Here is an 11735-nt window from a genome sequence, read left to right on the forward strand (position 1 = left end):
CTCAGCGTTCAATCGCTCCTCAGCATACATCTTTTTTAAGCGGCTGTTTTCTGCCTCCAGTTCCTTTAGTCTCGACATCATTGGAACATCCAGACCACCATACTTAGCTCGCCATTTATAAAATGTCGCTGAGCTGATTCCATGCTCTCGGCATATATCCGGGACTGGAAGACCAGCCTCTCCTTGCTTCAATATCGATATGATTGGGGTATCACTGAATTTTGATCGTTTCATGCAGAATCTCCTTCCATATACATTACGAGAAAATTCTACTTTTGACATCAATTATTTTTTGGGGGGATTACCATGTATCTAATTCTTTTGACTTTTCATCTGTTGATATTTCTCTATTGTTTAATTTTTCTCGATTAATTAATAAAGGTTTTTGCCAGTTTACAACCTTTTGTAAATTTTCTAATTGAAAATTCAAGAATTCTTTTTTGAACTGAATTTTAACCTTTTTACTTATACTTGATTGGTTAAAGGCTTCATAAATGTCAGGCACAGGAACGGCACGCAACAAGACTTCAAAAAGGTAAGATTTGTTCTCAACACTTTGCCTTGATAGATTAATATGGTTGCCAATTGTCTCCCGACTATCAACATAAAATATATTTTTTCTCTCTATATTGTCTTGATTGTATCTCTTTGCCAAAGCATAAATTGTTGTCGGGTTTTTATTGAAAGCAGTTTCTGTTTCTTCCTTTTTTTAAAAAAGTCTATTTTTGCCAAAAATAACATCAAGGCCTTTATATAAATTATCCAACCGCTCCTTAAGCGTTATTTCAGGAAATGGGGAGCACTTAGACAACAGGATGTGAGAACCAATGAAGGTGGATAAGTCTATTTTTTATTCATTGGATACCTCTTTATAACTGTTAAAAATAATAACAAATTTAAAGAGGTGACACAGTTATTTAAATGTACAAGGTAAGTTTCCTGTGGTTCTATTGAAACCAAAACCTGGGACTCGACATTCAGGACAATTCGTTGCGATTCTTTCTGCAAGTTTGTGCGCCAATTCATTTATCGCTGTCATTCGGGTTGGATTTACCATCGCACGCATGTCCGTAGCCATTAAAAGCTCTTTTTCATGCTTAAATCCCTATTTTAGGGAAGCATTTAATAGGTTCCTTTCATTAATACCTTTGGCAATTACTTTCCTGGAGAGGTTTTTTTGCAGGGTAAGTTCATGGCTTGGAAATTTTACTTGTTCTAAAAAACCAGTAATGTCCGTTTCTTCATTGATAACCAATGTATTATAATTTGTTTTCATCGTAGTGAGTTGTTCAGCAATGAGCCAGTTGTTTTTTCTGTCAAGAAAAACCATGATTTCATGATCAGCAGCGACAAATGGAAGGCCTGGATACGGACCAAAGCTTCCTTCGCTGGCAATACTATACTGATAGCCAAACGCATCGCCCGCTTTTTTCGCTTTTAAGATGCAGGTTTCATAAGAAGGCAAAGGTCTGGGAATCTCACCTGTAAAAGTTCCAAATTGATCGGTATCAAATGCTTCAACGTGAATATTACATCCTAATTTATTAAAAAAAACTCCGGAAATCGCTTGTTCTTTTTTATGTTTAGATGCTAATAAAACCGGTTGATTTTTATAACCCACTTTTATCCCCCTATGATTAACTTAGGAAAAATAATCAATTCTTGCGACAGAAACATCTGAAACGAACACCACACCCATCTTCTCTCCAGTTTAATAAGCTAACTTCCATTCGCCATTTAACTCTAGCTTGTAGGGTAAATTATTAATTGGCTCAATAACCATCAGGTGCACCCAATCATTAAAAAACAAGGTTTTTAAGATAGATTGCTTAGCAATAATATCGCTAACCACGGCTCGTTTTCCGTAAACTATGGTTAATAATCGTTGCGGGGAATGGTAGGCGGTTTTATCATCATTCATGACCGACTGAAGTGGCAGCCCATGCATAAGATCACTGCCATTTCCTTGAACAATGCCAATTTTCCCTATGACGTTGTGAGTAATTTTACTTCCACTGCCATACATAACGTTATTGACGGTAGAAAACAAGTACTGGGCGTTTATCCATTGAGCAACCACCATTGGGGCAGTCAATATCGTCTCTAGTAAAGAACCATCAGCATCTTGGTCCCAGTGATAGGAATGTAAAAAACATCGGCCATTAAGATTAACATTTTCCGTTAAAAATCGTGGGGCAATAATAAAAGCGGCATTTCTTGCAAGGCCCCACTCAGGGCGTGTTTCAGACCAGTCAGTACTTCGACGCTCAATGTTTGTAACTGTATTGAACCCTTGTAAATTTTGACTGCGCTCAATATGATTTTTTGCTTTTGCTTTTTCTAAGTCCTTCATTAATTGCTCTAAAAGAGCTGGATAATTGGATCGACTTTTGTCTGAAAAATAAATTTTAATCGTGTCGGTAGTCGTATCGTGCTGGGCGCCAAGGAAAATCGTATCTAGTGGAATATTAATGCCTTTTTCTTGCAGCTTTTGACGCACAGTTTGCTTATTGAGGATCTGGGCCAGTAATTTTGCATTGACCCCACCATGGTTGCCACCGCAAGCGCCACAATCCAGTGCTGAAGCGTAAGGGTTATTTTGTGTGGAACTTCCATGACCACAAAGAATAATAATTTTTGCAAAATTTTCTGTTAATCCCATCAGTTTTAAAGTGATATCTGCATAAGTGATTTGCTCGTTTAAGTTGATGCCGCTTTCCAAGTGCTGATCAGCCTCACAAACAGGTTCCGTTTCAATTGTCGGTTTAATGACAGGGAGTATTTTATTTGAGAAAAGTGAGAATGAGTTTATTGACTTCAAGAGCATCGCGATACCGCACCAGAGTCCTAGTGATTCTGCCAGAGCAAAAGGAGTAGAAAAATTACATTTCAATTGCTGGTAAATTGCCTTTAAAACATGAGAAATATTTTTAATTTTTTGATTTGATTTTGCCAAACCCTCATAGGAAGAAATGGGTTTTTCTTCAATATTAAATCGCGGTTTTAATAAAACCGGATAAGATTCTTTCATTTTTCCACTGTCATAATCCTTAACACGAATAGGTAATCCAAAAAAACCTGCAAACCCCAATGTTTCGTAATTCCCTAGTTGCTCAATAGCTCTACGATAGGGCTCAGAACGAACATCAATGCAAAAAACCAATTGTACATCAGCTCTTTTACTTCTGGTTTTTGCTGTGTTTAACTGAGACAAAAGAATTTGCAAAAGATATATCCTGTAATTATCTTCGTTTTTTTTCAGCTTTCGGATCATTTGCTTGACTGGCAAACCACCTTTCACTTTTTTTTTTGTGCTGCCTCGGGCCATAATAAGCAAGTAATAACTAATCTAACCGCCAAAAAATCCAATAGATTTACGGACTTTGATTCTGTACTATTGTTGTTACGCCATTCACTCCTCCATTTAACAAACCCTGCCCAACCCGGTAAATAAAATAGAGTTTCCTTGATGAAGGATTCCTGCCTATTTTTGGAAACTTGTAAATCATTCAGGCATTGCCTGACTGCAAGCCCTGGGCTATCGGGCAAGGCCTGCAACCAGTTTTTTAGCTCCTTTTTGTTCTGATGAAGCTGGTTGTCAAAGGGCGCCAGTTTCAAAAAGCCGAAGTAAAATCCTTTTTCACGATGCGGTAAATTAATAGTCCCCTGTCCCATATCAAGAAAAGCACCGCACCATTTAATCATTTGTAAATTAACCGCTTTTAATTGCTCGTTATCAGCTGATTTTTTTAATAAAGCATCGCTGTATATTATTGCTTCTTCGAATGGCATCGACTCAAGCCCATGCAGTGGATTACAAGCAATAAATGTCTCTAGAGGCCAGACTGGCGTAATGAATTGGGCACAGTTTTGCACCATTTTCTGAATTTCTATTTCGTCATTTTTTACTTTAAAGTCCATCGCTTCTTGTTGACTACTAATGATTTTTCTCGCTTCTTGGTTGTTCATGAAATCTCCTTAAAGAGGTCAAAATTGATAAGTATCTCGGATTGCAGTAATTGTTTTAGGGTGGGGCTGGCTTTGGTTAAGCATCATCATGTAAAACCTGCACCATATTCTTGATTCCTGTATTTTCTTAACCGGGAAAAAGTTAAAGGCAAACCAGGTCATTAGGAAGAAAATCAAAATAATCCAATGCAGCATATTTAATGTTGTTATACGAAACCCGTCTAAATTAGGAAGCACAGACTCTATTAAATGAATACTTTCGCCATATAAAATTCCAGAGAAAAGGGCGATGGGTAAAATTAAAATACACTTTTTAAATCCTGGGATATGGCTTTGCATCGTAAGAGTTATCTGTGCTCCAGTAACAAATACTAAAGCCAGCAGAAATGTAGTGGGATCTGGAAAAAACATTGGTTTATCGGTTATATAGGCAAAAGCGCACATCGCTAATAAACCACCTGCTGCGGATAATATAATAGCAACGAAGCTATTTGTTTTTAAATTATTTTCAGGTTTAGTTTCAGTAATGACAGAGCCTGAACTTAAAAAGAGGTAAGCTTTAAATAGACCATGCCAGCAAAGGTGGGTTATAGCCGCAGAAAATAAACCCAGGCCGCATTGCATCATCATGAATCCCATCTGCGCCATTGTCGAGCAAGCGAGCATGCGCTTAATGTCGTTTTGGAGCAGTTTCCATATACTTCCCAAAAATGCAGAAATAGCTCCCAGCAGAAAAAGAACGGTCAATAAACGTTGATGTATAGAAATTAAAGGCGCAAATTTTACAATCAAGATGCCCCCTCCATTTACAAGCCCCGCGTGCATGAGAGCAGAAACTGGCGTTGGCGAGTTAAGCGAACTGATAAGCCAGCGATGAAAAGGCCATAAAGCAGATTGCGATAATGCAGCTAATAAAATCAGGGTTAAAGACAGGTTGGAAAGCTGTGAAACATCATGATTAGAATGTATTAAAAACTCAAGCGATGTCGTATTGTTTTGTAAATACAAAAACATTATCGCTATAAAGAGGAAAAATGAGCCAGACATTAAAATTTTTAAAGCCAATGAACCTGAATTTTTGGCCGCTTCCCATTTGCTTTTATGGATCATCAGCAAGATTAAAAAAACATTGCTGAATGTCCAACCAATCCAGAATAAAAAAATATTGTCTGCCAATACCCAGGTGATAGCGCTTAAAGTGGTTGCAGAAAGAATAATAAAATAACGGCGGTAGAAGCGGTCACCTGCCATGTAACGTATTGAAAACCGGTGAACTATAAAGCTAACAAATACAATTAACGTACAAATTAATATGTTTAGTGGTGTTAATCGAAGCAGGAAAAAATTTATGGCAACAGGGGAAATTGAATTACCAATCAAAAGCAGTGCGCTTGCAATGCCCCCCCCTCCTATTAGAAAACCGGCAAGTCTTGCTGTTTCATCTTCTTTTTTCTTCTTAAGGAAGAAATGAATAAAAAGTGCCGCAAAGAGGCAGAACAGGAGCAGCAAAAGCAAAATGCATAAAATTGTTTCCACACCATTTACCTATTAGAACTATTTATAATAGAATCGGAATATATTAGCCATGCTGATATAAGTAAAATTAAAAATATTAATTGCATGCATTAGGATTTCTAATGAATCTGGATACGATCACCTTACAATGCTTTTTAGCGGTCGCCGAAACTCAAAGCTTTACAAAAGCGGCTCATAGAATAGGAAGGACTCAGTCTGCTGTCAGCCAACAGATTGCCAAACTCGAAAATTGGCTGGATAAAGCTTTATTTAACCGTGGTCGTGAACTCTCTTTAACAAAAGAGGGTGAATCATTTCTTGGCTATGCGAAACGAATCTATGAGCTGCATCGCGAATCAATCGATCATTTCAAAGCTCCGGAATTACAGGGAGAACTCAAATTTGGCTTGCCCGAAGATTTTGCAAGCATGATGCTATCCGATGTGCTGGTGGGATTTACCAGACTTCATCCGCGTGTGATGTTAAATGTTCAGTGCGATCTGACCCTGAATTTAATTGAACGTTATAAAAAAGGTAAATTTGATTTAATCTTGATAAAAATGAATCAAGAATATGATCTTGGTGACAAACTTCCTGTTTGGAATGAGCCCGTAGAATGGATCGGAAAAAAAGATCTTTTACCTCCTTTAGACACAAGCACCACCCTGCCATTAGTTCTTTCACCTTCGCCTTGTGTATATAGAGGCAATGTCATTGATTCATTGGACAAATATTTCTTAGATTGGCGTCTTGTCTATAGTAGCCCTAGTTATTCCGGAAAAATGGCCGCGGTCCGGGCAGGATTGGGAATTACCGCTATTCAGCGAAGCTTAATCCCCAATTATCTCGACCGACTGGATTTTAATTTCTTACCTCCTCTAAAGGATATACAAGTATCTTTGTTAAAAAATACTGACGGTAACAAAGCCGTTGAATCGCTTGAATATTTTATATTGCAAAAATTAAAGCACTGATGTTTTCATTGAGATAACTGGCAATGACTAAAGAAAAAACAATTGGTTCAATTAAAGAAGTTTTAGATAACTCAACGGTAGCGTCTATTTTGATAATTAGCCTGCTGGCCAGTTTATTATCATTAACCATTCCCGTTGCAGCGCAGACCTTAATTAACCTGATAGCCTTCGGTAAGCTATTTCAGCCGGTGTTCACACTAAGCCTCATGGTCTTTATTTTTATGATGGCATTAGGGGCTTTGAATGTTTGGCAAATCATCATAGCTGAGGTTATTCAGCAAAAATTAATGGTTAATATCAGCCTCAAGCTTACCAATCAATACAATCATCTTTCCCTGGAAAACTTTTCCGTTCATTACGGGCCCGAACTGGTCAACCGCTTTTTCGAAATCGTTACTATAAAAAAGTCACTTGCCAGTTTACTTCTTTCCGGTATCAATCTTTCCCTCCAGGTTATCTTTGGATTAATACTGCTCCTTATCTATCATCCTTTGTTTCTGATATTTGATGCCATTGTTATTTTAGGGATTTTTATCGTGGTTTTCGTTCCTTACCATAAGGCAAAAGAGAGTGCTGAAAAAGAATGTATCGAAAAGCATAAAGTGGGAGCGTGGTTTGAGGAAATTCTAATCAATCGCTTCTTATTTCGTTTTAATCTCTATCATCGTTTTGCAACTCAGCAAACTGACAAACGATTAGTTTCATTTTTAAAAGCAAGAAATTTACATTTTAAGCAATTACTAAAGCATCAAATAGGATTTCACTTTTTGTCCGCTTTTGTCAGCAGTTTACTGTTAGGTGTTGGTGGCTATCTGGTCATTCAGGATCAATTAAGCCTAGGTCAGCTTGCTGCTGCTGAAATTGTATTAGGAAGTTTAATTTATAGCTTTAAGCGCTTTGGCAACTTACTTGAAAATTATTACGACATGATTGCCTCTGAAAGCAAAATTAAGTCCGTCATAGACCTTCCGATCGAAAAAATCGAAAATCATATCAATGATATCTATAACCCGATTCAAAACATTGAGATTCGAACGCATGCCGAGGCAAATGCTCGTGCAGACGCCAATAGCCCTTTATTGGTTTTTTCCAATAATCCGGATCACTGCCAAAATTTTACAAGAGAACTCCTTGGTTTCAGAGAGGTCAAAGAATTCAAATTTCTCATCAATGACACGGTTTGCAACAGAAACAACCTGGTGTCCATCCGGCAAGTCAGTATGCTTATATCTCAGCCCGAATGGTTTGCTGGAACGATTTATGACAATTTAGTTCTAGGTCACAGACATATTGCCAATGAACAGATTATGACGGAACTAAAGTACTTTGATCTCCTTGAAAAAATAATGAATCTGCCAAAGGGTTTACAGACCGTTGTTTATGAGTGGAGAACCATTTTATCATATTATGAATTAACCAAGCTCATGTGTATTCGTGCTGTTCTTTTTAACCCTCAGCTGTTGATTATCGATCGTGCTTTTGATGTTCTTGATTATGAGCTTCTGGATAAAATAATGACCCATCTGCAAGAATTAAAAGCAACGACATTAATTATCGTTAGCCAAAATAAAAATTTTGGCTATATAACCAATCGCCTGGTACTTCCCTCATGAGACTACATGCAGCAAAGATGATTAGAAAATTGCCAAAACCTCAGAAAATAATAAAAATACTCATTGTTTTGCTCATTTCCATTATCTCCTTTTTAAGTTTTATCCCTTGGCAGCAGTTTGCTCTGGGGAATGGCCGGGTTATTGCATTTTCCCCGACTGAAAGACAGCATACCGTGGACTCTCCTATCAGTGGCCGTATAAAAAAATGGTACGTTGATGAGGGCATGGAAGTTAAACCGGGTGATTCAATCGTTGATATTTCAGATATTGATCCCGAGCTGTTGAAGCGTTTAGAGATGGAAAGAAAAGCCATTTTATTTCGTGTTGAAGTTGCGAAAAAAGCGATTGCTGCATCAAAAGCCAATCTTGAAAGGCAGAAAAGCTTGTTTGGCGAAGGGATAAATTCAAAACGCCAGTATGAACTTGCCCAAATTGAATTTGCTAAATATGAAAATCAACTAGCCCAGGCAGAAATTGATAAAGTAAAGATTGATACTCGCATTGCCCGCCAGAAATCACAGATAGTTGCTGCCCACGTTGCCGGTACAATATTTAAACGACTCAGCGGAGAGCACAGTGTTGTAGTAAAAAAAGGGGATGTTTTGGCAGAAATTATACCCGACACAGAATCACGTGCTGTGGCTTTATGGGTTGACGGCAATGACATTCCTTTTGTCCGACTCAATCAAAAAGCACGTTTACAATTTGAGGGTTGGCCTGCAGTTCAGTTTCGAGGATGGCCTGGAATTGCTGTTGGCACCTTTGGAGGAAGGGTTTCCTTCATTGATCCGACAGATAATGGACAGGGGGATTTTCGTGTTGTTATTTTACCCGACGAACCATGGCCTGAACCCATATTTTTAAGGCAGGGAGTAAGAGTGCATGGATGGATTCAATTAGGAGAAGTTCCTTTATGGTATGAGCTCTGGCGTCAATTTAATGGTTTTCCACCAGAGAGCACTTTTACAAAGAAGGCGGCATGATGCGTGCTTCATTGCATTTTATAAAAATAACCACCACCGCTTTCTTATTTTACGCTTTATTTTTTAGTGCAATTTGCTTTTCTCATCCCTCTAAGGACTTAAAACTTGAAGATGTCTTAACCAGTGTCAACAGTTATTATCCGCAGATAAAAATCGCCTTTTTAAAAATTAATCAAGCAGAGGGAGATTATATCACGGCTTTAGGACGCTTTGATCCCTCTTTGAATGCCTCCACTCGCTCCCAACCCTTTGGTGGCTATGTCAATCACTATGGGGACACCGAACTTAATATTCCAACACTTTATAACGGTTTAACATTTTTCACAGGCTATAGAAATGGCCGGGGAGACTGGCCCATTTATTATCAAAATTATTTAAGCAATTCCGGCGGAGAATACAGAGCTGGGTTGTCGTTTCCCCTTTTGCGCGACCGACTTATCGATAAGGAACGTACAGGCTTGTTCACGCAAGCAGAAACAGTATGTATCAAAAAATATGATGCTGAAGTCACTAAAATCAATATTTATCAGGAAACAGTAAAAGCCTATTGGCAGTGGGTTGAGAGCGGTTTACAGCTGCAAATCTATAATGAACTGTTAGATTTAGCGAGAGTGCGGCAAAAAGCCATTGAAAAAAGAGCCCATGAGGGTGATTTAGCAAAGCTCGATATTGCTGAAAACATGCAGCTCATTTTGCAACGTGAGCAATTCTGCAATCAGGGTAAAATCGCTTTAAGACAAGCGGCCATACAATTATCTCTTTATTATCGAAATAAGGAAGGCAAGCCTGAAATACCTCTTGAAAGTCAATTACCCAAGTTGTTGCCAAGCCGCTCATTAAACCAAGCAAAGATTTTCGCGCAATTGGAAAAACATCCGGCCATGAAGCAACTACAGGCTTATACGAAAATAGCAAAACTAAAATTGGGTCTGGCACAAAATGAAATGCTGCCAAACTTAGATGTCACTGTATCTACCTTCAAGCAATATGGCAGCGGAGGAGATCCTTTGTTAATTCCGCAAGCAGCCATGATGGGTTTAACGCTTAAGTTTCCCCTATATCAAAGGGAAGCGAAAGGAAAGCTGATTAGTGCTCAAAATGAACTTCAGGAAATCCATACAGAAATTAAGTTTCTATATGAGAGGTTAAAAAACGAGCTGTCAAAATTGTTTTTAGGTATAAAGCTGTATCATCAACAAGTATTTCTTCTTGAAAAAGAATTGAACTTAGCGCATCAACTTCAAGCTGCTGAAACCAAAAAATTCAATGCAGGGGACAGCAGCCTGTTCCTGGTTAATCAGAGGGAGCAAGCCGCTGCACAAGTGGAGCTGAATTGGAACAATGCGCGAATAAAATTACTTGAAATGAGTGACTTATCGCGTTTTTTTTCAAATACATTGATTCATAATGACCGTTAGCAGTGGAACCTATCAAACGTAGATATATTTTGACCACATTGATCAAAACATGGAACCAATGATGCTTCCAAGAAAAATATCGGTTAATAAAATCAGGAATATACCTCCCTTATAACGAAACACGAGTATTAAGGCTATCAGCATAATAAACGCTGAACCATAATCAAAGTTAGACCAGATAGGCTAGTAACTATCAAAGACAAATAGTTGAAATTTATCTACTTTGCTGAACAGGGTATTGATGGCAAACCAAAGCGAGAGGTTAAGAATAACACCAACAATTGCTGCTGTAATCGCAGTTAATATAACATGAAGCGTTTGTATTTTTCTTAGCTGTTCAACATAAGGTGCGCCGACAAATATCCATAAAAAAGAAGGGGAAAAAGTAACCCAGGTCGTTATAATGAAGCCAAGAATGCCCGCCAGCAATGGACTCATGCCGCCAGCATCGCGGTAGGCAGCCAGAAAGCCGACAAACTGTACGGATTGAATCAGAGGACCAGGTGTCGTTTCAGCCATACCTAATCCATCCAGCATTTCAACGGGCTTTAACCAGCTATAAGTTTGCACGGCTTGTTGAGCGATATAAGATAAAACCGCGTAAGCGCCACCAAAACTTAATACTGCTGTTTTACTGAACAAAAAAGCCTCTTGATGTGCACCCGCTATAAGAAAAATAAACAAAACGGGAAGAGGCCAAATCGCCAAACACTGCTGGTTTTTATCAATTGCACTGTCGAAAATGAAATAGTATGAAAATTTTGATTAATGGTTGTTTCGTTATCAATATTGAATGCCAGATTAAATCGATTGAGCAAGTAACCTATTAATGCGGCACTCAGAATAACAATTGGAAAAGGGATATTAAATAAAAACAAGGCAAGGAAAGCGAATAAAGCAATGATGTAATGACTTTTGGGCAATCCGAATAAGCGCACTTAGAACAATTGCGATAGAGACTGTAGATAAAATTGTGTAACTGTCTATCATAAAAGCCTTTGAGGCTAAGGATAGAGAGTAATGAATAGAGAAGAATTAGAAACATTTGCCCGCGAAGCGGCAAAGACATTAAAGACTGAAAAAGATCTGAATGATTTCAGTCAAATGTTAACCAAGATTACAGTTGAGGCAGCGCTTAATGCTGAGCTTGATGAGCATCTTGGTTATGAAAAGTATGAAAAATCCAGCACATCAAATAGCCGCAACGGATATAGCAAGAAAATCTTAAGAACTGAAGACGGTCAATTTGAGTTAAATACTCCA

The 11735-nt window shown here is 38.2% G+C and carries 11 protein-coding genes and 1 pseudogene; 5 read left to right on the plus strand and 7 right to left on the minus strand.

Going from position 1 to position 11735, the window contains the following annotated elements:
- The 6 genes and pseudogenes from E1O65_RS11845 to E1O65_RS11865 form a co-directional block, all read right to left on the minus strand.
- Positions 1 to 234: transposase (locus E1O65_RS11845; RefSeq protein WP_133133809.1), on the minus strand; the 234-nt coding region annotated here is incomplete at its 3' end.
- A 67-nt stretch (positions 235 to 301) separates the two neighbouring features.
- Complete coding sequence (locus tag E1O65_RS11850; protein WP_133133810.1) at positions 302 to 655, minus strand: hypothetical protein; 354 nt, start codon at positions 653 to 655, stop codon at positions 302 to 304.
- Between the two features lie 258 nt (positions 656 to 913).
- Positions 914 to 1621 (minus strand): annotated as a pseudogene (locus E1O65_RS11855) (DUF6671 family protein).
- A 90-nt stretch (positions 1622 to 1711) separates the two neighbouring features.
- Positions 1712 to 3226: a putative inorganic carbon transporter subunit DabA gene (locus E1O65_RS11860; RefSeq protein ID WP_278043655.1), complete on the minus strand. Its 1515-nt coding sequence runs from the start codon at positions 3224 to 3226 to the stop codon at positions 1712 to 1714.
- Positions 3227 to 3297: 71 nt separating this feature from the next.
- Positions 3298 to 3969 carry a putative inorganic carbon transporter subunit DabA gene (locus tag E1O65_RS12695; protein WP_278043656.1) on the minus strand — a complete coding sequence of 224 codons (672 nt, stop codon included), beginning with the start codon at positions 3967 to 3969 and terminating at the stop codon, positions 3298 to 3300.
- An 18-nt stretch (positions 3970 to 3987) separates the two neighbouring features.
- Positions 3988 to 5505, minus strand: a complete 1518-nt coding sequence (locus E1O65_RS11865) for a proton-conducting transporter membrane subunit (RefSeq protein ID WP_133133812.1) — start codon at positions 5503 to 5505, stop codon at positions 3988 to 3990.
- Positions 5506 to 5606: 101 nt separating this feature from the next.
- Here E1O65_RS11865 and E1O65_RS11870 point away from each other — a divergent pair, with 101 nt between their 5' ends.
- From E1O65_RS11870 to E1O65_RS11885, 4 genes are read left to right on the plus strand one after another with little or no spacing between them, the layout of a single operon-like run.
- Positions 5607 to 6458 carry a LysR family transcriptional regulator gene (locus tag E1O65_RS11870; protein ID WP_133133813.1) on the plus strand — a complete coding sequence of 284 codons (852 nt, stop codon included), beginning with the start codon at positions 5607 to 5609 and terminating at the stop codon, positions 6456 to 6458.
- A gap of 23 nt (positions 6459 to 6481) precedes the next feature.
- Positions 6482 to 8071, plus strand: a complete 1590-nt coding sequence (locus E1O65_RS11875; protein ID WP_133133814.1) for an ABC transporter ATP-binding protein — start codon at positions 6482 to 6484, stop codon at positions 8069 to 8071.
- On the plus strand, positions 8068 to 9054 hold the full coding sequence (locus E1O65_RS11880) for a biotin/lipoyl-binding protein (protein WP_133133815.1): 987 nt from the start codon (positions 8068 to 8070) through the stop codon (positions 9052 to 9054). The genes E1O65_RS11875 and E1O65_RS11880 overlap by 4 nt, the downstream gene beginning before the upstream one ends.
- Positions 9051 to 10472, plus strand: coding sequence for a TolC family protein (locus E1O65_RS11885; RefSeq protein ID WP_242601602.1), 1422 nt, complete (start codon positions 9051 to 9053; stop codon positions 10470 to 10472). The genes E1O65_RS11880 and E1O65_RS11885 overlap by 4 nt, the downstream gene beginning before the upstream one ends.
- Before the next feature lie 183 nt (positions 10473 to 10655).
- On the opposite strand, the gene E1O65_RS11890 is transcribed toward E1O65_RS11885, so the two are convergent.
- A complete protein-coding gene (locus E1O65_RS11890; protein WP_207384249.1) occupies positions 10656 to 11114 on the minus strand; it encodes a chromate transporter in 459 nt (152 codons plus the stop codon).
- 378 nt (positions 11115 to 11492) lie between these two features.
- Between E1O65_RS11890 and E1O65_RS11895 the strand changes: the two genes are divergently transcribed.
- The coding region (locus E1O65_RS11895) for a transposase (protein ID WP_207384250.1) at positions 11493 to 11735 on the plus strand (243 nt) is incomplete at its 3' end.

The sequence above is a fragment of the Legionella sp. W10-070 genome (assembly GCF_900640175.1).
Taxonomy (GTDB): domain Bacteria; phylum Pseudomonadota; class Gammaproteobacteria; order Legionellales; family Legionellaceae; genus Tatlockia.

Bases quoted from the DNA above. Each gene is read 5' to 3' on its own strand.
- E1O65_RS12695 (WP_278043656.1), bottom strand. From the start codon at position 3,969: ATGAACAACCAAGAAGCGAGAAAAATCATTAGTAGTCAACAAGAAGCG.
- E1O65_RS11870 (WP_133133813.1), top strand. From the start codon at position 5,607: ATGAATCTGGATACGATCACCTTACAATGCTTTTTAGCGGTCGCCGAA.
- E1O65_RS11875 (WP_133133814.1), top strand. From the start codon at position 6,482: ATGACTAAAGAAAAAACAATTGGTTCAATTAAAGAAGTTTTAGATAAC.
- E1O65_RS11880 (WP_133133815.1), top strand. From the start codon at position 8,068: ATGAGACTACATGCAGCAAAGATGATTAGAAAATTGCCAAAACCTCAG.
- E1O65_RS11885 (WP_242601602.1), top strand. From the start codon at position 9,051: ATGATGCGTGCTTCATTGCATTTTATAAAAATAACCACCACCGCTTTC.